Below are 21,178 nucleotides of genomic sequence, written 5' to 3' on the forward strand. Positions count from 1 at the left end.
AGGGCCTTGGGGCGGCCGATGCGACGAGACGGGGGCGACGCCCGGCGCATGCCGGTGAGGAGGTGGCGCCGCCGCCGCGCCCGGTTTGCGCTCGGCCGTCAACGCGACCATTGCCGTGGTGACGCCGGGAATCGCACGCACGGCCGCTTCCGCCTGGGCTCGCACGTTTTCCCAGGCGCGGGCCTCCCCTGCGTCGACATTGATCGAGAAGAATACCTTGCCATCATTGGCAGTGATCGCCGACAAGACATTCGCTTCGGTCAGCGCGATGCCGCGCGGCGAAACCACCCTGGCCAAGGCATCGAGAACCTGCTGCTGCGTCACGCTCAATGCGTATCTCCCCACATTTGGACGCGACAGATAATTCGCTCCGGCCCGAAAGCATACCCCACTTGTGTGGCATCAGGCTTGCGCAGTCGACGGCTTTAGACAGGGTTTCCCGCGCCTCAGCCCTGCTCTTTCGCGGCTTCATAATTCAGTTCGATCATGACCCCGTTTGGGTCATTTACGAAAATCTGCCAGAGATCGCCGCCGGGCACCTGCCGAACATCGAACTCCATGCCCTTGGACTGAAGCCGCTGCTTCATTCCAGCGAATCCCCGGCTCGCAAAGGCGACATGGTGGACAACGCCGGAGTCGGCCTTCTGTTGCTCGTCGGTCGGCGAAATGTCCACCAGATGCACCACCGGCTTCCCCTCGCTGTACATCCATGCCCCGGGGAAAGCGAAGTTCGGGCGCGCGCCCTTCTCCAGCCCAAGCACATCCTCATAGAAACGGACCGTTTCAGCGAGCTTACGGGTCCTGATGTTGAAATGATCGAGCACGCCTACGCCCATACGTCATTCCCTCCATTCGAAGATCGAGTTTGAGGCCGACCCTAGCACAAAAGCTCTCCTGGCCGCCAAACAGGGGCGTTGCCCTTCATTGCGCAGGGTTTATTGTGCGCGCTCCACATCATGAGCGGAACCCTGTTTCGAGGTTCGAACCAGCCCACCGCGCCCTCCCCAGAACACGTCGGCTGATCAATGCCGGCAAAACAAGGTTGTACACATGGCTAAAGTCGCTTTTCTCGGTCTCGGCGTCATGGGCTTCCCGATGGCAGGACATCTAGCAAAAAAAGGTGGCCACGACGTAACCGTCTTCAATCGGACAGAAGCCAAGGCCAAGGCGTGGGCCGAGAAATTCGGTGGCAAGACAGCGCCGACGCCGCAGGTGGCCGCGCAAGGCCAGGATTTCGTGATGGCTTGTGTCGGCAACGACAATGATGTGCGCGCGATCACGATAGGCGAAGGTGGCGCGTTCTCCGGCATGAAGAAGGGCGCGATTTTTGTGGACCATACCACCGCTTCGGCGGAGGTTGCGCGCGAGCTTGACGCCGAAGCCAACAAACGCGGGTTCAAGTTCGTCGACGCGCCGGTGTCCGGTGGGCAGGCCGGTGCCGAAAACGGAGTTTTGACGGTCATGTGTGGCGGCAGCGAGGATGCTTATGCGAGCGCCGAACCGGTGATCGCAGCCTATGCAAGGATGTGCAAACGACTCGGTGAAGCAGGCTCAGGTCAACTGACCAAGATGGTCAACCAGATCTGCATTGCCGGGCTTGTCGAAGGTCTTTCGGAAGGGATTCACTTCGCCAAAAAAGCGGGACTCGACGTCCAGGCTGTGATCGACACCATCTCAAAAGGCGCGGCCCAATCCTGGCAGATGGAAAATCGCTACAAGACCATGAACGAAGGGAAATTCGATTTCGGCTTTGCGGTCGAATGGATGCGGAAGGATCTATCGATCTGTCTCGCCGAGTCGCGGCGGAACGGCGCCAGCCTGCCGGTCACGGCCCTGGTAGATGCATTCTATTCAGAGGTCGAAAAGATGGGCGGCAAGCGGTGGGACACTTCCAGCCTGCTTGCTCGCCTGCAGCGCTGAGTCCGCACCGAATTCGGAACGGCGCAACAGGTTAATTTAAGCTCCTGTTAAGCTGATTCTTTAGTGCTTTAAGGCACCTCTTAATGATTTAGCGCCAGAGATAGACAATGCAAACGCTCGCGGCCGTTAGCGGGCAGGATTTGTGTTGTTTGATGAGTAAAACCGCCGATAAGCCTGAAGTTGTCCAGCTTCCGGCTGAAACGAAGATTGCAGCGCCGGGCAGCAATCGACGCGCAGCGGCGCAGCGGGTGCGCGAGGCCCGCGACCGGTTAACGTCCACCAGCGGAACCCGTCCCGCATTCGATCGCGAACTGCTGCGGCAATACGCCCAGACGCGTATATCGGCTTCGTACGTCGTCATCTTGCTCGTGGTGACGACCGGCATCCTGTTTGGCTTGTGGATGCAAACGGTTTCGGCAGGGGCCTGGACCTGCGGCATGATGTGCATTCACGCGGCCATCATCCGCTGTTGCGACAGGTTTCTCGCCGAGTCCCCGTCACTGAACCTGAGCCGGATGTGGCGCACGCGCTTTATTCTGCTCGACTTGCTCTATGGCGTGTGCTGGACCGCCATCCTGATCCACCCGGCGGGTCTCGATATCGTTTCGAACACGCTGATGATGTTCCTGATGCTGCTAGTGATTGCAGTATCCAGCATGATCGCGGCGAACCTGCCGATCGCCGCACTTGTCGCAACTATTCCGGTCACCGCGGCGATCGTGCTGAACCTGGTGCTGAGCGGCACCTTCGACAATTACGTGCTAGCGGTGCTGGCGCTCGCGGCGGAAGGGTATTTTGCCCTACTCGCGCATCGCCTGCATTCCACGACGCTGGCAACGTTGGAAGCGCGCGCCGAAAAAGACGCGCTGATCGGCGAGCTCGAGCAGGCAAAATCGATCTCCGATGAAGCTCGCCATCGCGCGGAGGCGGCAAACGTGGCCAAGTCCCGCTTCCTGGCTCAAATGAGTCACGAATTACGGACACCGCTGAATGCGATTCTCGGATTTTCCGAGGTGATGAAGAGCGAAATTTTCGGTGCACATGCGGTGCCGGTTTACAAGGAATATTCCGCCGATATTCACAATTCGGGCGTGCACCTGCTTAATCTCATCAACGAAATTCTCGACCTGTCGCGCATCGAAGCCGGCAGGTACGATCTCAATGAAGAAGCGGTATCGCTGGTGCATGTTGTCGCCGACTGCCATCATCTGCTGAAATTGCGCGCTTCGAGTCGCGGCATCACCATTCACGAGGTGTTCGAGCAGAGTATGCCGCGCATTTGGGGGGATGAGCGGGCGATACGGCAGATCGTGCTCAATCTGCTTTCGAATTCGATCAAGTTTACGCCACAAGGCGGAGAAATCTGGCTGAAGGCGGGGTGGACCGCATCCGGCGGGCAATATCTAAGCGTCAGGGATACCGGTTCCGGAATCGCGGAAGACGAAATCCCCATCGTGCTCGCCTCGTTCGGTCAGGGCTCCAACTCGATCAAGTCCGCCGAACAAGGCGCTGGGCTTGGACTTCCGATTGCAAAAAGCCTGATAGACCTGCATGGCGGTACGTTCACGCTCAGATCGAAGCTTCGTTTCGGTACCGAAGTCATCGTCACCTTCCCGCCGGAGCGGGTGATGTCCGCGCTGGCTCCGCTGACTGACGAGGCGCCTCCACTACAGCCGGAAAGCACAGGTAATAGCAGCTCGATCGACAAGCGGCGGGTGCGCCGAAAGCCGATCATGATCGCCGGGACTGGACTGTAGTCGGAGTGCTTGCACAAATTGACCGAATACGCTTCAAACTTGCAAAATGAGCAAAGAAACTCCGTGCATCGCAGTTTGTATGATCGATCCCAGAACCAATCTCTGTTTCGGCTGTGGACGCACATTGCCGGAAATCGCGCGCTGGCATCGAATGGAGAGCGCCGAGCGGCAGGCGATCATGACACAGCTCGCAACACGCATGGTCGACGCCGGCCTGGAGCAGCCGGCAAAGGCAGCCGGTCGAAGCATCGGCTAACGGACATTTCGGTCGGGAGCCATCCGTGAGCCGTTTCTTGCTGGTACTGTTGGTTGTCGCTGCCGCGACCGCCGCCGTGATCGCCTACAAGGATCCGGAACAGATTGCGCGCGCGACAGACAACATCTCCAACGTCCTACGCAAGCGCAGTAGCGCCGCGGGACGCGCCGTGCAGATCGCACGCGGACAAAGCGGCGAGTTCACGCTAAAGGCGAGGATCAATGGCGTCACTGCGCCCATGGTGATCGACACCGGCGCTACTTCGGTGGTGCTGACCTATGAGACCGCCAAGGCCGCGGGGCTGCCGCTGGAGTTGCTGGAGTATGACGTCGATGTCGAGACCGCCGGCGGGCACACCAAGGCCGCCCGGCTCACGCTCGACCGCTTAGCAATCGGTAAGCTGGTCGAGCGCTCCGTGCCAGCCCTGGTGGTGCCGCACGGGCAGATGAAGACCAATTTGCTCGGCATGAGTTTCCTGGATCGGCTAGAAAGCTGGGAAGTCCACGCTGATAGGCTGATGCTCCACGGCTACCCGTAGAATTCGGTTCACGCAGCGATCGGCTTCACCGGGCTGTCCTCGACCAGCGCGATTGCGTCACACAAGGCGCCGATACCGGCTGCCGGCTTGATCGCATTCTCTGCGAGATGGCGTCGGAAAGCGCGAGCGCCGGGCAAGCCATGAAATGCGCCGACGAAATGCCGCGTGATCGAATGCAGCCGGGTGCCCCTGGCGAGCTCGGCTTCAATGTAAGGCAGCATCGCCGCGAATACGTCTTTCATCGTGGCGTGGGGGGCCGGCTCTCCGAACAGCTCGGAATCGGCTGCGAGCAATCGCCACGGCTCCTGGTAGGCGGCTCGCCCCAGCATGACGCCATCGACAAAGCCGAGGTGCTGCTTCGCTTCCGCAAGGCTGCCGATGCCTCCGTTGATGATAATCGGCACATCCGGCCATGCGGCTTTCAGGCGATAAACCCTGTGATAATCGAGCGGCGGGATATCGCGATTTTCCTTCGGCGAGAGCCCGTTGAGCCAGGCCTTGCGAGCGTGAACGATCAGGGCATCGGCACCGGCGGTGATAACACCTCGGGCCAATTCGTCGAGCGCGAATTCCGGATCCTGATCGTCAATACCGATCCGGCACTTCACCGTCACGGGAATGCTGACGGCCCGCTTCATGGCCTTGACGCCATCCGCGACCAGCTTCGGTTCGGCCATCAAGCACGCACCGAAACGGCCGTCCTTCACGCGGTCCGACGGACAGCCGACGTTGAGGTTGATCTCATCGTATCCGAAATCCTCACCGATCTTTGCGGCTGTCGCGAGATCGGCGGGCGCGGAACCGCCAAGCTGAAGCGCGACCGGATGTTCGCTCGCATCGAAACCGAGCAGCCGGTTTCGGTCGCCATGAAGAATGGCGCCGGTAGTCAGCATCTCCGTGTAAAGTCGCGCACGGCGGCTCATCAGACGGTGGAAGACGCGGCAATGCCGGTCGGTCCAGTCCATCATCGGGGCGACTGAAAAGAGATAGTCTTGATACATCAACGAGTTAGCTTGCAATTGTTAAGACGGCGAGCGAGCGTGCGCGTGCCAAACTACACCAAACTGCACGCGTTTTCTGCAACGGAAGAGCTGCCGGAACGCTCCAGCATCCTGCTTTTTTCTCGTCGAATTTCAGTCTTGTGGAACGCCGAGATACGCATCCCGAATAATCGGATCAGCGAGCAGCTTCTCTCCTGATCCAGACCTTACTATCCGACCCATGTCCATAACGTAGGCCGTATGGCACAGGTCCAGTGCGGTGGTCACATCCTGTTCGACGAGCAGAATCGACATGCCCTCGGCGTTCAGCACCCGCAATGCAGCGACCAATTGCTCCACCGGCAGCGGCGACAGCCCGAGCGAGAGTTCATCGATCATCAACAAACGTGGCGCACTCATCAATCCTCGACCGATGGCGCACATCTGCTGCTCGCCGCCGGACAGCGTTGCCGAAGCCTGATTTCGGCGCTCGCGCAGCTTCGGAAACGTCGCGTAGACCCGGTCAAGGCCGCGGGAAACCTCATGGCGACTGACATTTCGGCAGTAAGCTCCCATCAGGAGATTGTCTTCGACGCTCATGGCGCCGAACAGCCGCCTGCCCTCGGGTACGTGCACGATACCGTGCCCGAGGATTCGCGCCGCCGTGGCCTTCGAGAGATCCTCGCCATCAGAGACGTAGTAACCGGATTGGACCGGAATCAATCCGGACAAAGCGCGCATCAGCGTGGTTTTGCCGGCTCCGTTAGAGCCTATCAGTGCAGTGATCTTGCCGCTGCACACGGCCATCTCAACGCCCCAGAGCACCTGGATCTCGCCATAGCCGGCGTTGAGATCTCGCACTTCGATGATCAAGGGGTCAGACATGCGCGGCGTTCCGCTGCGCATATTGCTGGCCGAGATACGCATCCACCACTGCAGGTTCCTTGATGACATCGCGTGGCTGCCCATCGGCGATCAGCTGGCCATTGTGCAGCACCGCGATGCGAGTGCAGACATTCAGCACCACCTTCATCAAATGCTCGATCATCACGATCGTGATGCCACTCGCGGCCAGTTGGTGGATCAGCGTTGTTGCGCGCGCGACCTCGGCACTGTTCAATCCGGCGTTGACCTCATCGAGGAACAGCAGCTTCGGCTTCATCGCCAGCGCCTTCGCCAGCTCCAGCCGCTTTCGCATCGCCAGCGTAAGCGTCGCGGCCGATTGATCGGCTTGGGCGTCGAGCTTGACGAAGTTCAGATGCGCGCGGGCCTCCTCGCGCGCGGATTTCAGGCTGTTGCCGGGTTGGGAAAACAGTGCCGCCGCCGCGACGTTATCGAGCGCGGTAAATTCGGCAAAGGGTTGCACGATCTGGAAGGTGCGCGACAGACCCAAACGCGCGGTCTGGTAGGTCTTCAGTCGGGTGATGTCCTGGTTGTTGAATGTAACCGTGCCTGAACTCGCCGGCGTTACTCCGCACACCGTGTTCACAAGCGTCGTCTTGCCCGCACCGTTCGGACCTATCAGCCCGAGCACCTCGCCTTTGTTCACGGTTATCGTGACCTCGCGCAGAGCCGTCAGACCGCCGAAGCGGCGCGACACACGATTGAGGCGTAGGATCTCAGACATGCTTTGCCTTGCCCCAGAACATGCTGGTCCGCAGCGAGGTGAGGCCATGCGGCAGGAACAGCAGGAGCATCACGATCAGAACACCGAGCACGCCGCTGTGAATCTGGATGTAATTGCGCCAAACCACCTCTTCCAAACCGAGGTAAAGGAGAGCGCCGCAGACAACACCAAACGGCGAACCGAGGCCGCCCATCAACGCCATCACGATCGGCTTGACCGAATATAGAATGTCGAAGACGTCTGACGGATCGATGTAGTGCACCCAGGCGGCATAAATCCCGCCGGCCGCGCTGACAAAACACGCCGACAGGCCGAACGCGATGCTTTTGTAAAGCGTGGCATTCAAACCTACCATGTTGGAAGCGGTTTCGTTTTGCCGGATACAAGCAAGGCCAAACCCCAACTTGGATGAGGAAACGGCGATCACAACAAGTGCGGTGGCGAGCAGCAGCCCCCACATCGCAAAAAAGAAGAAGCTCGCATCAGCCAGAATACCGGAGCCGGACGTCAGGGGAATGTTCAGCCCCATCCCGCCGCCCGTCAGATCGGTGGCGTTGTTGACAAGCTCGCGCAGCACCTCGACCAGCGACAGGCTGGCAATCGCGAAATAATGACCGCGTAGCCTCAGCAGTACCGTGCCCAGCAAGGCGGCCAACGCAAAGGACGAGATCAGTGCGGCAATCACCGACAACGTGAGCGCCACGCCATCGTTGAGCAACACGCCCGTCGCGTACGCGCCAAAGCCGAAGAACGCCGCCGTCGCAAACGACGGATATCCAGCGAAGCCGCCGACCACATTCCAGGACAGCGCCAGAACGGCGTACATGCAGGCGATAGTGCCGAGCCGCAACGCATAGGGTCCGCCGAACAACGGCAATCCCGCCACGCAGGCGATCAAGAGCAGCAGCGCCAGGTTGGACCGCGTCATTCGAAACCTTTTCGGCCCAAGAGACCCTGTGGCCGGACGATCAAAAAGATGATGAGCAGCCCGAACGACAGCGTAATGGCGTGTGAAGGCCCAACGAGCGTGGAGCCGAAACCTTCAACGAAGGCCAGCAGCAGGCCTCCGGCCAGCGCGCCGGATACACTGCCGAGGCCGCCAAGCACGCAGACGACGAAGGACTTGCCCAGAAAAGTAGCCGACGTCAGCGGCGAGATCGGAAAGATCAACGACATCAGGACTCCGGCACAGCCCGCCAGCGCCGCGCCGAGGCCAAATGCGATGGCATAGATCGATTTGACATCGACGCCCATCAGGACCGCGGCATCGCGGTCGAGCCGGACCGCAACGATGGCGCGGCCGATGCGCGACCGCCGCAGCAGCAGATACAGCAGCCCGGTCAAAGCCAGCGCGGACGCGGTTGCCAGCAGCCGGTCCACCGGTACGACGACGTCAAGGATCGAGACCGACCCCATCGGCGGGCTCAATGTCAATTTTCGATAATCCGCCTTGAAGTAGTAGATCATCACATTGTTCAGGATCAGGTCGAGCCCGAACGTCAGCGTCAAGGTGACCAGCACTGGCGCGGTAATCACCCGATTCAGCACGAGCTGCTGAAGGAGATAGCCGAGCCCGAAAAACAATGGCGCGGCGATTGCCAGCGCAAACCAGGGCGGGATCGACAGCCATTGATAGGCTGCCCACGCCAGGTAGGCGCCGAGAACAATGAACGAGCCGTGGATCAGATTGATGACGTTCAGGACGCCCCAGACCAGCGAAAAGCCGATGGCGATGCACCCATAAAGGCAGCCCAGCACCAAGGCATTGATCAGAACCTGGACCGCCAACATTCCGCTTCCCCCCGCCTCACGGCACGAACGCTCAGTTTACGCCGAGCCTGAATTCGCCCTGTTTGATGGCCTGAGGAAACAACACGACCGGCTTCGCTCCTTGAATTTGGAATACCGGCGGCTCCAGTGAATTGATCTGGCCATTGCTGCCAAACTTCACCGGACCAAAGAACGTGACCGTATCGAACTTCGCCAACTCGTCGCGGACCTTGTCGCGATCCAGCGAGCCGGCGCGCTCGATTGCCATCTGGAAGATGGCCCCGCATACCGCGGCCGAAGCCTGGCCATAGTCAGGCTCGCTCTTGTATTTGTCGCGGAACAGCTTGACGAAATTGGACGTGCTTCCGAAAATATCCTTGCCCGCATATTGCTCGGCCGGATGCCACCATGCCGCGCTGCTCAGGTTCTCGGCGCTCTGGCCGGCCGCTTCGATGAAATCCGGATAGGCTGGTCCCGCAATCATCGTCACGACGGGCGCCTTGATCTGCTGGTCGACCATTTGCTTGCGAACCAGCAGCAGATCGTTTGTGTAGCCGGTGACGAATATCCATTGCGGCGCCAGCGACTTCATCTGCGACAGCGTCGCTGAGTGATCGAGAGTGTTGATCGCATATTTCTCGAAGTAAACCACCTCGAAGCCGTTGGCTTTGGCGGACTTCTCCATTTCCTGGGCAATCGCCAACGGAAACAGATCATTACGTGCAAGGATTGCAACCTTCTTAACGTCGGGTGCCTTGGCCTTGATGATCTCCGTCAACGGCGTGGTCAGCGTGTCGTTAGGTGTGAAGGTGCCGAACAGATATTTATAACCCTGGTCGTAGACCTGGGCGGATGAGGCTGTCGCGGCGATGAGCGGAACCTTGTACTTCTCCGAAACCGAGCTCGCCGCTTTGGTCGCTCCGGAGCCGAACGGCGCGAACAGAAAATTGACGTTGTCTTGCGTGATCATCTGTTCTGTCGTCTGCACCGCGCGCGGCGTGTTCGACTGGTAATCAGCGTAGACGATCTCTACTTTGTACTTCTTCCCGCCGACCGAAATGCCTCCGGCCTTGTTCGCCTGTTCGGCCCAGAGATCATACCCCTGCTGTTGCTTGACAGCTTCGGGCGCCAAAGGCCCCGTTAGCGGAAGCGGCGCGCCGAAGCGAATGACATCCTCAGCGGATGCCCGTGCTGTCGAAAATTGCCAGCATCCGGCCGCGACGATCAGTGAAAGTAATAGACGGGGCAAGCCGGCGGCTCGCGCGGCGCTTTTACCAGAGATGCTCATGACGAATTTCCTCTGTTAACGTCGTCAATCAATTGCAGCGATGGCTTCGACTTCCAGATCGGCCTCGAAAGGCCAAGAGCCTACTGTGACGCATGTACGCGCTGGCGGAAAGCCCGGAAAATAGTCGCGGTAGATCTGATTTATGGTGGAAAAATATCCCGAATTCGAAACGTAGATTGTCAGCATCACCGTGCTTTCGAGCGATGAGCCGGCATGCTGAAGTGCAAGGCTGAGGTTGGACATCGCCTGACGCAACTGGGCGACGATGTCACCTTTCACCATCGTTCCGGTCACGGGATCAATCGGCGGAAGACCGGAAATGAACGCAAATCCATTGGCTCGCGTGGCGACCGTGAGCGGAACGCCACGCGCCGCAATGGCCTCGGACAATCCGGGCACGTTGATATGCTCGATCCCCATTTATGATTCCCGCTGCCCTCTAGGCCGTCAACTTACCGCGAATTCGGCGTTGATTTGGCAGGGCGCATTCAGAGGCAGCACGTTGACCCCTACGGCCGTGCGCGTGTGTCGTCCCGCATCGCCGAAGACCTCAACCATCAAATCCGAGATTCCGTTCATGACCTGGGCCTGCTGAAAGAAATCCGCAGCCGACGATACAAAGCCGTCGATCCGCACCACGCGCCGGATACGATCAAGATCGCCGTCAAGCTGCTTCTTGAGCAAAGCAAGCATATTCAAGCCGACGATGCGGGTAGCAGCGCGGCCGTCCTCAAGCGTCAACTCCGCACCCAGGCGTCCCTTGAAAGCAAGCTCCTTGCCCCGGAAGGGAATTTGCCCGGAGATATAGACCATCGATCCCTCGATCAGCGTCGGCACATAATTGGCGACTGGTGCGGGGCCGCTCTCGGGCAGCACGATATTGAGCTCGGTTAACTTGCGATCGACGTTCCCGGCAGCAACAGCCTGCCGGACAGCGGCACTTCCGGCCACGATGGCGGCAGAACCGAGAATCAGATTCCTGCGAGCAATTTTCATGGTGTTACCCTTTCCTAACAGTTTGATTGGTTCGGGCCGGCGAGCGATTGCAGAGCGGCGATGGATGGTGAGTTGACGCTCGATTCGCACGCGCGATTGACCGAGCGCATGTTCGTTCGGGGCGTCTCATCGACAAGCAACTGGAATATGTCGGGCCGGGAATAGTGCCCTACCGGATCGAAATCGAACCGCGCCCTGTCAAGGTCTTTGAGGTCGAGCGACGCTCGCTGAATGCACTCGCCATCAAAGTTGGGAGCGACCAGAATTTCACCGAGCGGTCCGATGATGCAGCTTCCACCCCTTGATACAACGGTGCTGGCATCGCTTCCGAATTCCGTGTCGAAGAAAGCGGGATAATCGCCGCGGCGTGCGAACTGTGCGGACGACAGGACGAACACGCGACCTTCCTGCGCAATGTGACGCATGCTCGGCAGCCACGTCTCTCGGCTGTCGACGGTCGGGACGCAGAACATCTCGATGCCCTTTGCATACATCGCCATGCGAAGTGCCGGCATGTAATTCTCCCAACAGACGACGGCGCCGATCCGGCCGACCTCGGTCCCGAATACCGGGATGGTCGAACCGTCGCCCTGTCCCCAGATCAGCCGCTCGGCACCAGTGGGCATCAGTTTGCGATGCTTGCCGAGCAGCGTTCCATCGGGCGCAAAGAACAGCACCGTGCAATAAATGGTCGAGCCGTCGCGCTCGAGTACGCCGATCACGAGATGGATCTGGTTCTGTTTTGCAACCGCAGCCAGATTGTCGAATTCGGGCCCCTGTAGCTCCAGCGCGCCTTCCAAATAGAGCCTGAACAGCTCCCGCCCTTCGGGTTGCCGCGAGCCGACCACAGTGCCGAAACCCATGCCACGCGGATAAGCAGACACGAAGGCTTCGGGGAAGACCACTAGCTTTGCACCTTGCCGGGCAGCATCGGCGGCAAGGTTGCCGACTTTCTGAATGGTGCGCGCAACGTCGAAGCCAACCGGCGCGGCCTGGACCACCGCGACCTCAATGACATTTCTCTCTCGCGTTCTTGTCATTTTGAATTTCTTTCTCTTGCGGCGCGCGCGGGTGAACGCGCTCAGTTGATCCGGAGCGGGCGAGAATAAGAAGAAGAATTGCAGCATCGACGCGTTCTCAAAAAGCGAACAGCGGTGCACCAAAGCAGGAGGGTCTGAGTGCTGTCGGTTTTGAGGCTGGATGCTATCGCTCGAGCAGACGAGGCTTTTTCCGACGCTCGATGGAAAAATTCGCAGCGGTAAATGCTTTCAACGCGGCGTTGACGTCAACCAGCAGGCGCTGTCCGACGGTTGATAGAACCCGGTTTCGCTGCACGCACAACGACACGACGGCATGCGTGAGGTTTTCATCGCGAATCGCGATTGCAATCAATTCACCCGCGGCACACTCGCGCACGACTGCAAAGGCGGGCAGAACCGAAATGCCGGCACCGGATCGGACATACGCCTTGGCCATTTCGATCGAATTGATGGTGAGGCTGGGCTCGATGGCAATTCCGAGCTTGGCCGCGCATTGATCCAACAGCCGCCGGACCCCGAACGACAGATCCGGTAATCCGAGGGTTTCTTTTGCCAAATCCTCAATCGTGAGAAATTTTTTGCCGGCGAGGCGATGCTTACGTGAGACAACCGCATATACCGGATGTTTGGCATCGTACACGACTTCGATGTGAGAATCCGGGCTAGGGTTGAACGCGATCCCGATGTCGCCGAGGTCATTCCTCAAGGCGTGTAGAACCTGTTCGGTGCCGGTCACCTCGATATGGTAGGTGATCTTCGGATAGGTCCGGCCGAAGCGGCCAAGAACCGGCAGCAGGAAATCGGCCACAACGCCTTCCACCGCGTAAATGACCACATGACCGCGCTGCAGCCCGCGCAGATCGTCAATTTCGCTTCGTATGCGATCGACCTGTCGCAGCGTCTGGGCGGCGCCAGCAGCGAACACTTCGCCCGCGGGTGTTAGGCGTATCCCTCGCGGCAGCCGCTCCAGAAGTGGAACGCCAAATTCATGCTCGAGATTGGCCAGATGCCGGCTGAGCGCCGACGCAGCAATGTGCAAATTCTCAGCCGCCGCCCGGATTGACCGGGCGCGCACAATTTCGAGAAAGTAGCGCAGAACGTTGGTCTGCATGACGCGCCCAGATGACAAACGTCAAAACCCTAGCACCTATTGGGATATCTTTCGAGCCGCACGCTTGAACTGATTTCCTAGACGCCCAGCGAACTCAAAACGAGTTGAGCGCCGACGGCATCCTGAAATCCAAGCCCTGTCGAATCGAACAGGACCACATCATCTGGATGCCGGTTCTTGAAAGTGGCTTTTTGCGACAGGACCTCGCCTAGATCGTAAGCCTCGCGCGCAGCCAATTCGGGCCACTGCAACTCGCCGTACACCTTGCACTGTTTGATGCTGTCGGCGACGACACGCGCAAGCTTCGGAGCAAACCTTGCCGAGATCTCCCGTTTTCCCACGGCGTCGGCGCCCATCGCGACGATGACGCAGCCGGGCTTGGGTACTTCCGTGGTCAGGACCGGTGAACGTGCCGGCGTTGCCGATACAACAACGTCGCAATGGGCCACTTTCTGCAATGCCGTTGCCTCGGCATCAATGTTTAGTTCGCGGCTGATTCGGCCAGCGGCTTCCTTGGATTTGAGTTCGTTCCGTCCCCAGATTTTCACGGCGTGAATCTTCCGTATGCAGGCGATCGCGGCGACATGCCAGAACGCCTGTGTGCCGGTGCCGATAATGCCGAGCTCGATCCCGCCCTCCGGAGCAAGCGCATCGACCGCCACGGCGCTGGCGCCCGCGGTCCGCATATCGGTGATCAGCCCTCCATCACACAGGACGGCCTTGAACTGTCCGGTCTGCCGGTCTGCAACGACGATCGTGCCATCGCGGGTCGGAAGTCCCCTGCCGGGATTGTCGTAGAAGCAAGTTACAAGCTTCACGCAGATATTGTTGTCCGACAGAAGATATCCGGGCTTGATGTGCATCTCTCCGTTCACTGAGGAAAAATCAATATTCGTGATCGGCGCGGAGTGTGCGCGTCCATGACTATGATCGATGAAGCCTGCCCTCAACGCCGGTATCAGTTTCGAGAACGTGAGGACGTCCGCGATCTCCGCCTTCGACACAATTCGCACATTCAGTCTCCACGTTCAGATCGGCCTGACGTCAATTATGTATTTCGGTGAGTGTGACGAACAGTGCGATTTGGATTACGGTGCGATGCTCGATTGGCAACATTCGCTGAATCCGGCAACGGACGAATGCCGAGTTACGTCTTCTCCAGCGTGCGCGATGTGCTCTAGCCTGTACTGGCAAACTGGAGACGCAACGTGCTCTTACAATCTCAAAATCGCGCGCGAGGGTTTCGGCAGGAACACGATTCGCTTGGCCAGAAAGACATCCCGATCGATGCCTATTGGGGCATCCACACATCGCGGGCGCTGGATAACTTCCAGCTTTCCGAAATGCGCCTCAGCCAGTTTCCCGCGCTGTTGCGAGCGTATGGTTCAATCAAGCTTGCCGCAGCGCGCGCGAACGCGCGGCTTGGTGTTTTGAACGCCGAGAAGGCTGAAGCGATCGAGAGCGCTTGCCGTGATCTCGAATCCGGATCACTCGACACACAATTTCCGATCGATGTCCTTCAGGGCGGCGCCGGTACCTCGACAAACATGAACGTCAACGAGGTTATAGCCAATCGTGCCCTCGAGCACCTCAATCGGTCCAAAGGCGATTACGACGCGCTTCACCCGAACGACGACGTCAACCTCTCTCAATCAACCAACGATACGTATCCGACGGCCGTCCGTATTGCGACACTGCGTCTTCACAAAGAGTACCGGACGAGACTTTGCGCGCTCGCTACCGCGCTGGACGAGCGCGGGGTTGCATTCAAGGACATCATGAAGCTGGGACGAACGCAGCTTCAGGATGCCGTCCCAATGACCTTGGGTCAGGAATTCAAGGCTTTCGCCAGCGCGATTCGCAGGGACATCAGGAATGGCGACCTGATTGTCGGCAATCTCCATGAAATCAATTTGGGCGGCACCGCGATAGGAACCGGGATCAACGCTCCCGAGGGCTATGCCGCCGCTGTGATTTCTGAATTGAGCAAATTGACTGGCCTGCCCCTGAAGCTGGCCGACGACCTCGTCAGTGCAAGCTGGGATGTGAGCGCGCTCGTACTTTGTTCTGGTTGGCTCAAGCAATCGGCACTGACGCTTTCGAAGCTCGCGAATGATCTGCGTTTGCTTTCAAGCGGCCCGCGTGGAGGCATTGGCGAGATCACGGTGCCGAGTGTTCAGGCCGGGTCATCCATCATGCCCGGAAAGGTAAATCCGGTAATTGCGGAGGCGATCAATCAGATTGCGTTTCAGGTGGCGGGAAATGATGTCGCAATCGGCATGGCCGCCGAAGCCGGGCAGCTCCAACTCAATGCAATGGAGCCGCTGATTGCATTTAATCTTCTCTCCTCATTGCAGCTCCTGATCAATGGGGTGGATACGTTGACCACGCGCTGCATCGGCGGCATTTTGGCAAATCCAACTGCTTGCCGTCAGTATCTTGACCAAAGCGTGTGTCTCGCCACAGCGCTAGTCCCTCTTCTCGGCTACGAGATTGCAGCGCGGATGGCGAATGACGCCCTGCAATCCGGCAAAACCATCCGAAATACCGTGATAGAGCACGGACTAATGGGAGCTTTGGAAGCGGACGATGCGCTGGATGCCGGCCGTATGTTGGGTGAGCTGAAAACCGGCGCAACTATTCGAGCTTGATGTTTGCTTTCTTGATGACGTCGGCCCACCGGTTGACCTCTTCGCGCATGTAGTCGGCGGCTTTTTCCGAAGAACCGCCATACACCTCGGCTGACAATTTCTTCAGACGTTCGCGTATGTCCGGTTGGGCCAACGCTTCATTCACATCGACGTTGATTTTTGCCGTGATCGCTTTCGGCGTGCCCGGCGGAGCCACTATGGCGTACCATGCGACCGCCTCGAAACCGGGCAGCGTTTCTGCAATCGTCGGTACGTTGGGAAGCGAGGACAGACGCTGGGCGGAGGCGACGGCGAGCAGCTTGAGATTGCCGGCCTCGGCGAGTGGGAGCGAAACACCGAGATTATCAAACATCACGTCAACGTTGCCGGCCAGCAGACCCTGAAGCGCAGGGGCCGAGCCTCGATAGGGAATGAAACGCAGCTTCACCCCCGCCATAACGTTGAATAGTTCGGCGGTGAGATGCGACGTAGTGCCGTTTCCCTGAGTAGCAGCCGTAACCTGATCCGGGTTCTTGCGTAGATAGTCGATCAGTTCGGGCGCACTCGAGGCCTTGATGTTGTTTGGATTCACCATCAACGCGTTCGGCACGTGCGCCATCACAATGATCGGCTCGAACTTGGCCGCATCAAAAGTGAGATTCGGGTAGAGGCTTTGATTAATCACCAGCGGCGGCGGCGGTGAGGAAAGCAGCGTGTAACCATCGTGAGGCGAATGATACACGAAATCGGCGCCGATATTTCCGGCGGCTCCGGTGCGGTTCTCGATGATGACGGGCTGGCCCCATTTGCGCGAGAGCCAATCTCCGACAAGGCGCGGGATCGCATCGGCGGTTCCTCCTGCCGCGAAGGGCACGATGATTTTCACTGGACGATCCGGATAATCGGTCGCACGTGCCGTGCTGAAGGCGATGGCGACGGAACTCGCAAACAGCACTGCTAGGCATGCTCGTCGGCGCGCAACTCGCAACGGCTGGGAATACGCGGACAACATCAGTCGCTCCCCCTGATTTTCGAGCACGGCCTCAAGCTTGGCAAATGCCCCCGCTCCGTGTGAGGATACAAAGACGCAAGCAAGGTTTTCCCACGCAAGGAGTTGATGGTGCAATCCCGTCTTGACGTCATTGTGGTGGGAGGCGGGATTGGCGGGCTGTTCGCAGCCAATGCGCTTGCTGCCGCGTCAGGTTTACGGGTTCGCATCTACGAGCAGGCGCCTGCCATCGGGGAAATCGGGGCCGGCGTGTTTCTGACTCCCAACAGTGTGCGGCACCTGAAGAGGATTGGACTGGAACCTGCGGTACAGAAGTGGGGCGCCCGCGTCGGTGGCGATTCCCGTTATTTCCGCGAGGACGGAACTCCGATTGCGCCAGTGCAGGTGACCGACTCTTCCGGCTGGAATGCGACTTTCGGAATGCATCGTGCCGACCTCGTCCAGATGCTGGCCGATGCGCTGCCCGTTGGCGCACTCCATGTCGGACATCGTTGTACCGGGTTCGAACAGGACGCCGGCAAGGCTCGGGTGTCCTTCGCCAACGGCGCGTCGGCCGAGGCGGATATCGTGATCGCCGCGGACGGTATTCACTCCGAGCTTCGTCGACATGTGTTTGCGTCGTCCGAACCGGTGTTCTCGGGCTCCGTTGCCTATCGCGGTCTCGTGCCGCATCACCGCGTGCCGGATTGGCCCACCGACCGCTGGCAAATGTGGCTCGGCAAGGGAAGGCATTTCCTCGCGTTTCCGGTACGCGCCGGAGAGTTGATCAACTATGTCGGCTTCGTCCCGACCGACGAGGAGATGAAAGAATCCTGGACCGCGCCGGGCGATCCCGATGTTCTTCGGCAGACTTTTGCGGGGTGGGATCCGCGCATCCATGAACTGTTGAAGGAAGTTCAGCTCACCTTCCGATGGGCGCTATACGATCGCGAGCCACTGCCGAGCTGGACCCGGCAGCGGCTCAGCCTCCTCGGCGATGCCGCGCATCCAATGCTTCCGCATCTGGGACAGGGCGCCAATCAGTCGATCGAGGACGGCATGGCGCTCGCGACCATACTGGCGCGTGCGGACCGGGCCAGCGCGCCTCAGGCCCTCCTCGCCTACGAACGGCTTCGCCGCGATCGCGTGGCGCAGGTCCAGCGCGGGGCGCGGGAGAACGGGCTGCGATATGATTCCGTTCATTCCGATCTCGGCGTCAGAGATGCGGAGATCACCGCGCATGCCGCGTTCCGCAGGCGGCTTTATGACCATGACGTCGTGCCGTATGCGCAAGCCGCGGCAGCAGCCCTGCTGGCGTAGAGTTTTGTCTAAATTGTCTGTTTATGCGCCGGCAGCCGGAAGGCTCGCCGCTGCAATGGCGACGATTTGAGCGAGCCGGCGGCCGAACCGGGATGGCTTGTCACGCAGCAATGAACGCAATCGTCTCATATCGCAGGCTCCTGGCGCGCCAGCGGACAACCGGTCCGTGATAACGCTACCGGAACAAGAAACTATGGCCTGCGGTAGCCAAGTCGAGAGCGGTTAGGAAATAGCAATGCCCTCACCGTTCTCTCTGGATCGGCAGTGAATTTATTGCTTCGATCAAGTGAGCGACGAGCGATATTTTTCCCCACGAACTTTCGTTGATTACGCGGGGATTATGCCGGCGCGAATCCGAAGGTCCGCTCGAAGCGCTTGGCATACGCCGGCCATACCTCTGAGTTGATGATACGCGGCGGCCGCTTGCCGTCGAGCGCGTCGAGCATTTGCTCGGCGGCTATCCGGCCCATGTTCTCCCGCGCCTCCCGGGTCACTCCGGCCGTGTGCGGGCTCGCGAGCACATTGTCGAACTGCAGCAACGGATGGTCCGGCGTGGGCGGCTCTTTGGCCCAAACATCCAGCCCTGCCCCCGCGATCAGCTTGTTACGCAGCGCATCAACAAGTGCTGTTTCGTCATGGATGAAGCCCCTTGCAGTCGTAATGAAATAGGCGTGCGGCTGCATCAGTGCGAACTCGCGCGCGCCGATCATGCCGCGGCTTTCCTTTGTCAGCGGACATGAAATGGAAACGTAGTCCGAGCGGCGCAGTAACTCATCCAACTTGACCTTCTCGCCGCCTCGCTCCGACATTTCGGTTGCCGACAAATACGGATCGTATGCAAGCACGTTCATGCCGAGCAGCCCCCGGCACAACGCAGCGATCCGGCGGCCCACATTGCCAAGTCCGACAATCCCGATCGTCTTTCCCTGTGCTTCGGTGCCCATCAAGGCGTTGCGATTGACATTCGGCTCGCGCCGCAGCGCCCGATCGGCCTGAATAATGCGCTTCGAAAGCGTGAGCAGCATTGCGAGAGCGTGTTCGGCCACCGAGTGGGCATTCCCGCCTGATTGGTTAACCACCAGCACGCCTGCCGCGGTGCAGGCGTCCACATCGACGGGATCGAAGCCCGCGCCATTACTCGAAACGATCAGGAGATTTGGTGCTCGTCGCAGCAGATCTGCATCGACATGGAAATGCCTGGCAAGCTCATCGCGCGCCGCGCCGACCTGGTAGGCGTGGGCGGCGGACAGGATCGGCGCTGCGATTTCCTCCGGACTTTCGTTCTCGAGCCGATCGAGCCGCACATCCGGCCGCGCCCGCAAAATTTCCGCATAGATCTCGTTTGCGAGATATTTGACGTAGAACACCCGCTTGTTGTTGACGGACATTATTGCGGACTTTCAGTTCGGGAAATTCAGGTTTCGGCCCTGCTGGCCAGTTGGGCCTGATGACGAGGGCCAGAAATGATTGGGTGCCATTCGGCTTTCATGCCGGCAGACTGTATGATCGGGCCAGCGATCAGCAACGAACTGCCCAAAAAGCGCCTGCCTGAAGACCGCCTGCTCAAGGCATCCCTCCCAATTTCTTTCGGTTGTTTATCGCACGCCCGCGGATGAGAGGCCGCGCCGCAACTTGCAGATCACGACATCCAGGACATGTTGACAATCCTGGGGATCGCGTCAAGTTTCGGCGCTCTCATCATAAGGGCGGCCGCGATGATCTCGCGAAGAAGTCGTCGGGAACGCAAGGGAGAATCCGATGGCGGCTGCGGCCGAACCAGCATCGCAAGAGCCTTCTGACGGGAAGGCCTGGTATGACGTGGTGCTGCAAACGCTCAAGCGTAACGAGATCCGCCTCGTGCCTTATGTTCCGGATCGCGTGCTGACCACGCTGATCAAGAATATTCACGCCGATCCTTTCTTTGTTACATTTCCGACCGCGCGCGAGGAGGAAGCCGTAGGCATTGTGTCCGGAGCGTGGATGGGCGGAATGCGCGGTGCGGTGCTGATGCAGACTTCGGGCTTCGCCACACTGGCGAATGTGCTGGCATCGCTGGCGATCCCCTACCAGATCCCGCTCATCATGTTCGTGTCGGAGCGTGGCACGCTTGGCGAGTTCAACTACGGACAGTCGCTAGTCTGCCGGACTATGCGGCCAGTACTCGCGTCGCTGGCCGTGGAACACCACACCGCGACGCGGCTCGACGAATTTGAGTTCATCGTCGACCGATCGATCAAGCAGGCCATCACCACGCAGGCTCCAGTGGCGCTGATTCTGTCGCCATTGTTGACCGGTGGCAAAGTATTCGAGAAGTGAGCGAGTCCATGAGCCCGGCAACCAACTCCCCTGCCCGCAGCACCGCCACCCGCAATACCAAGGTGATGAACCGATTCGACCTCACCTCGCGGCTGGTCGCAAAGCTCAAGAATGAGGAAGCCGTGATCGGCGGCATCGGCAACACCAATTTCGATCTATGGGCGGCGGGCCATCGTCCGCAGAACTTCTACATGCTGGGCAGCATGGGCCTGGCTTTTCCGATCGCGCTCGGCGTCGCACTGGCGCAGACTAACCGTCGCGTGTTCGCGCTGGAGGGCGACGGCTCGCTGCTGATGCAGCTGGGCTGCCTCTCGACCATCGCGGCACTCAAGCCGAAGAACCTCTGCATGATCGTGATGGATAACGGACTTTACCAGATCACGGGCTCGCAACCGACTCCGGCCGCGGCGGTATCGGATATTGTTGCCATCGCGATCGGCAGCGGGCTCTCCGAAAGCGCGTGGGCGGCCGACGAGGAGGACTTTGAGCGCCTGGTTGACCAATCGTTGTCAGCGTCGGCACCGATGTTGATCGGTGTTCGCATCGATGAGAAGCCGGGCGTTGGCGCAACCCGCAGGGATCCCGTGCAGATCAGGGAGCGTTTTATGCTGGGACTCGGCGTACGCGAGGCCCTGTGAAAC

The 21,178-nt window shown here is 59.4% G+C and carries 23 protein-coding genes; 8 read left to right on the forward strand and 15 right to left on the reverse strand.

All coding sequences use genetic code 11. The features are described 5' to 3' along the window. Together VJV58_RS10090 and VJV58_RS10095 are read right to left on the reverse strand one after the other, a co-directional pair. Nucleotides 1-330: iron-sulfur cluster assembly protein (locus VJV58_RS10090; RefSeq protein WP_324137199.1), on the reverse strand; the 330-nt coding region annotated here is incomplete at its 3' end. Between the two features lie 116 nt (nt 331-446). Then, the gene (locus VJV58_RS10095) at nt 447-836 is read right to left on the reverse strand and encodes a VOC family protein (protein ID WP_324137200.1); all 390 of its coding nucleotides are present in this window, start codon (nt 834-836) and stop codon (nt 447-449) included. Nucleotides 837-1,050: 214 nt separating this feature from the next. On the opposite strand from VJV58_RS10095, the gene VJV58_RS10100 reads away from it, so the two are divergent. The 4 genes from VJV58_RS10100 (at nt 1,051) to VJV58_RS10115 (ending at nt 4,471) form a co-directional block, all read left to right on the forward strand. Further along, a complete protein-coding gene (locus VJV58_RS10100) occupies nt 1,051-1,920 on the forward strand; it encodes an NAD(P)-dependent oxidoreductase (RefSeq protein WP_324137201.1) in 870 nt (289 codons plus the stop codon). A 152-nt stretch (nt 1,921-2,072) separates the two neighbouring features. Next, nucleotides 2,073-3,677: a HAMP domain-containing sensor histidine kinase gene (locus tag VJV58_RS10105; protein ID WP_324137202.1), complete on the forward strand. Its 1,605-nt coding sequence runs from the start codon at nt 2,073-2,075 to the stop codon at nt 3,675-3,677. Between the two features lie 46 nt (nt 3,678-3,723). Beyond that, nucleotides 3,724-3,933 carry a DUF1289 domain-containing protein gene (locus tag VJV58_RS10110; RefSeq protein WP_324137203.1) on the forward strand — a complete coding sequence of 70 codons (210 nt, stop codon included), beginning with the start codon at nt 3,724-3,726 and terminating at the stop codon, nt 3,931-3,933. A gap of 25 nt (nt 3,934-3,958) precedes the next feature. Further along, nucleotides 3,959-4,471: a TIGR02281 family clan AA aspartic protease gene (locus tag VJV58_RS10115; protein WP_324137204.1), complete on the forward strand. Its 513-nt coding sequence runs from the start codon at nt 3,959-3,961 to the stop codon at nt 4,469-4,471. Nucleotides 4,472-4,479: 8 nt separating this feature from the next. Here VJV58_RS10115 and dusA read toward each other — a convergent pair whose 3' ends face one another. The 11 genes from dusA to VJV58_RS10170 form a co-directional block, all read right to left on the reverse strand. Then, on the reverse strand, nt 4,480-5,472 hold the full coding sequence (gene dusA / locus VJV58_RS10120; protein WP_324137233.1) for a tRNA dihydrouridine(20/20a) synthase DusA: 993 nt from the start codon (nt 5,470-5,472) through the stop codon (nt 4,480-4,482). 132 nt (nt 5,473-5,604) lie between these two features. Further along, nucleotides 5,605-6,336, reverse strand: coding sequence for an ABC transporter ATP-binding protein (locus VJV58_RS10125; RefSeq protein WP_324137205.1), 732 nt, complete (start codon nt 6,334-6,336; stop codon nt 5,605-5,607). Then, nucleotides 6,329-7,078, reverse strand: coding sequence for an ABC transporter ATP-binding protein (locus VJV58_RS10130; RefSeq protein WP_324137206.1), 750 nt, complete (start codon nt 7,076-7,078; stop codon nt 6,329-6,331). The genes VJV58_RS10125 and VJV58_RS10130 overlap by 8 nt, the downstream gene beginning before the upstream one ends. Beyond that, entirely contained in the window at nt 7,071-8,006 is a 936-nt protein-coding gene (locus tag VJV58_RS10135) for a branched-chain amino acid ABC transporter permease (protein WP_324137207.1), read from the reverse strand. Before VJV58_RS10135 ends, VJV58_RS10130 begins: the two co-directional genes overlap by 8 nt. Beyond that, nucleotides 8,003-8,869, reverse strand: a complete 867-nt coding sequence (locus VJV58_RS10140) for a branched-chain amino acid ABC transporter permease (RefSeq protein ID WP_324137208.1) — start codon at nt 8,867-8,869, stop codon at nt 8,003-8,005. Before VJV58_RS10140 ends, VJV58_RS10135 begins: the two co-directional genes overlap by 4 nt. A 31-nt stretch (nt 8,870-8,900) precedes the next feature. Continuing rightward, nucleotides 8,901-10,136, reverse strand: coding sequence for an amino acid ABC transporter substrate-binding protein (locus VJV58_RS10145; protein WP_324137209.1), 1,236 nt, complete (start codon nt 10,134-10,136; stop codon nt 8,901-8,903). A 24-nt stretch (nt 10,137-10,160) separates the two neighbouring features. Beyond that, a complete protein-coding gene (locus VJV58_RS10150) occupies nt 10,161-10,556 on the reverse strand; it encodes a RidA family protein (RefSeq protein ID WP_324137210.1) in 396 nt (131 codons plus the stop codon). Nucleotides 10,557-10,583: 27 nt separating this feature from the next. Then, nucleotides 10,584-11,132 (reverse strand): RidA family protein, encoded by a 549-nt coding sequence (locus VJV58_RS10155; RefSeq protein WP_324137211.1) that lies wholly within the window; start codon nt 11,130-11,132, stop codon nt 10,584-10,586. Between the two features lie 14 nt (nt 11,133-11,146). Then, a complete protein-coding gene (locus VJV58_RS10160; protein WP_324137212.1) occupies nt 11,147-12,172 on the reverse strand; it encodes a nitrilase-related carbon-nitrogen hydrolase in 1,026 nt (341 codons plus the stop codon). 163 nt (nt 12,173-12,335) lie between these two features. Then, nucleotides 12,336-13,283: a LysR family transcriptional regulator gene (locus VJV58_RS10165; RefSeq protein WP_324137213.1), complete on the reverse strand. Its 948-nt coding sequence runs from the start codon at nt 13,281-13,283 to the stop codon at nt 12,336-12,338. 77 nt (nt 13,284-13,360) lie between these two features. Beyond that, nucleotides 13,361-14,296 carry an ornithine cyclodeaminase family protein gene (locus tag VJV58_RS10170; RefSeq protein WP_324137214.1) on the reverse strand — a complete coding sequence of 312 codons (936 nt, stop codon included), beginning with the start codon at nt 14,294-14,296 and terminating at the stop codon, nt 13,361-13,363. Nucleotides 14,297-14,491: 195 nt separating this feature from the next. On the opposite strand from VJV58_RS10170, the gene VJV58_RS10175 reads away from it, so the two are divergent. Further along, nucleotides 14,492-15,934, forward strand: coding sequence for an aspartate ammonia-lyase (locus tag VJV58_RS10175; protein ID WP_324137215.1), 1,443 nt, complete (start codon nt 14,492-14,494; stop codon nt 15,932-15,934). Here VJV58_RS10175 and VJV58_RS10180 read toward each other — a convergent pair. Continuing rightward, complete coding sequence (locus VJV58_RS10180; RefSeq protein WP_324137216.1) at nt 15,921-16,925, reverse strand: tripartite tricarboxylate transporter substrate binding protein; 1,005 nt, start codon at nt 16,923-16,925, stop codon at nt 15,921-15,923. The two genes, VJV58_RS10175 and VJV58_RS10180, sit on opposite strands and share 14 nt — an antisense overlap. Nucleotides 16,926-17,033: 108 nt before the next feature. On the opposite strand from VJV58_RS10180, the gene VJV58_RS10185 reads away from it, so the two are divergent. Further along, a complete protein-coding gene (locus VJV58_RS10185) occupies nt 17,034-18,221 on the forward strand; it encodes an FAD-dependent monooxygenase (protein ID WP_324137217.1) in 1,188 nt (395 codons plus the stop codon). A gap of 338 nt (nt 18,222-18,559) precedes the next feature. On the opposite strand, the gene VJV58_RS10190 is transcribed toward VJV58_RS10185, so the two are convergent. Then, a complete protein-coding gene (locus tag VJV58_RS10190) occupies nt 18,560-19,609 on the reverse strand; it encodes a hydroxyacid dehydrogenase (RefSeq protein ID WP_324137218.1) in 1,050 nt (349 codons plus the stop codon). A 370-nt stretch (nt 19,610-19,979) separates the two neighbouring features. Between VJV58_RS10190 and VJV58_RS10195 the strand changes: the two genes are divergently transcribed. Both VJV58_RS10195 and VJV58_RS10200 read left to right on the forward strand, forming a co-directional pair. Beyond that, nucleotides 19,980-20,537: a decarboxylase gene (locus VJV58_RS10195; RefSeq protein WP_324137219.1), complete on the forward strand. Its 558-nt coding sequence runs from the start codon at nt 19,980-19,982 to the stop codon at nt 20,535-20,537. Nucleotides 20,538-20,545: 8 nt separating this feature from the next. After that, the gene (locus VJV58_RS10200) at nt 20,546-21,175 is read left to right on the forward strand and encodes a thiamine pyrophosphate-dependent enzyme (protein WP_324137220.1); all 630 of its coding nucleotides are present in this window, start codon (nt 20,546-20,548) and stop codon (nt 21,173-21,175) included. Nucleotides 21,176-21,178 lie beyond the last annotated feature (3 nt).

This window comes from Bradyrhizobium sp. (assembly GCF_035273305.1).
Taxonomy (GTDB): domain Bacteria; phylum Pseudomonadota; class Alphaproteobacteria; order Rhizobiales; family Xanthobacteraceae; genus Bradyrhizobium.

What these genes read in the sequence shown, in the direction of transcription:
- VJV58_RS10150 (WP_324137210.1), bottom strand. Translation starts at nt 10,556, where the DNA reads ATGGGGATCGAGCATATCAACGTGCCCGGATTGTCCGAGGCCATTGCG.
- VJV58_RS10165 (WP_324137213.1), bottom strand. Translation starts at nt 13,283, where the DNA reads ATGCAGACCAACGTTCTGCGCTACTTTCTCGAAATTGTGCGCGCCCGG.
- VJV58_RS10180 (WP_324137216.1), bottom strand. Translation starts at nt 16,925, where the DNA reads ATGTTGTCCGCGTATTCCCAGCCGTTGCGAGTTGCGCGCCGACGAGCA.
- VJV58_RS10100 (WP_324137201.1), top strand. Translation starts at nt 1,051, where the DNA reads ATGGCTAAAGTCGCTTTTCTCGGTCTCGGCGTCATGGGCTTCCCGATG.
- VJV58_RS10125 (WP_324137205.1), bottom strand. Translation starts at nt 6,336, where the DNA reads ATGTCTGACCCCTTGATCATCGAAGTGCGAGATCTCAACGCCGGCTAT.
- VJV58_RS10110 (WP_324137203.1), top strand. Translation starts at nt 3,724, where the DNA reads ATGAGCAAAGAAACTCCGTGCATCGCAGTTTGTATGATCGATCCCAGA.
- VJV58_RS10095 (WP_324137200.1), bottom strand. Translation starts at nt 836, where the DNA reads ATGGGCGTAGGCGTGCTCGATCATTTCAACATCAGGACCCGTAAGCTC.
- VJV58_RS10155 (WP_324137211.1), bottom strand. Translation starts at nt 11,132, where the DNA reads ATGAAAATTGCTCGCAGGAATCTGATTCTCGGTTCTGCCGCCATCGTG.
- VJV58_RS10190 (WP_324137218.1), bottom strand. Translation starts at nt 19,609, where the DNA reads ATGTCCGTCAACAACAAGCGGGTGTTCTACGTCAAATATCTCGCAAAC.
- VJV58_RS10140 (WP_324137208.1), bottom strand. Translation starts at nt 8,869, where the DNA reads ATGTTGGCGGTCCAGGTTCTGATCAATGCCTTGGTGCTGGGCTGCCTT.
- VJV58_RS10160 (WP_324137212.1), bottom strand. Translation starts at nt 12,172, where the DNA reads ATGACAAGAACGCGAGAGAGAAATGTCATTGAGGTCGCGGTGGTCCAG.
- VJV58_RS10135 (WP_324137207.1), bottom strand. Translation starts at nt 8,006, where the DNA reads ATGACGCGGTCCAACCTGGCGCTGCTGCTCTTGATCGCCTGCGTGGCG.
- VJV58_RS10105 (WP_324137202.1), top strand. Translation starts at nt 2,073, where the DNA reads ATGAGTAAAACCGCCGATAAGCCTGAAGTTGTCCAGCTTCCGGCTGAA.
- VJV58_RS10130 (WP_324137206.1), bottom strand. Translation starts at nt 7,078, where the DNA reads ATGTCTGAGATCCTACGCCTCAATCGTGTGTCGCGCCGCTTCGGCGGT.
- dusA (WP_324137233.1), bottom strand. Translation starts at nt 5,472, where the DNA reads ATGTATCAAGACTATCTCTTTTCAGTCGCCCCGATGATGGACTGGACC.
- VJV58_RS10200 (WP_324137220.1), top strand. Translation starts at nt 20,546, where the DNA reads ATGAGCCCGGCAACCAACTCCCCTGCCCGCAGCACCGCCACCCGCAAT.
- VJV58_RS10195 (WP_324137219.1), top strand. Translation starts at nt 19,980, where the DNA reads ATGGCGGCTGCGGCCGAACCAGCATCGCAAGAGCCTTCTGACGGGAAG.
- VJV58_RS10145 (WP_324137209.1), bottom strand. Translation starts at nt 10,136, where the DNA reads ATGAGCATCTCTGGTAAAAGCGCCGCGCGAGCCGCCGGCTTGCCCCGT.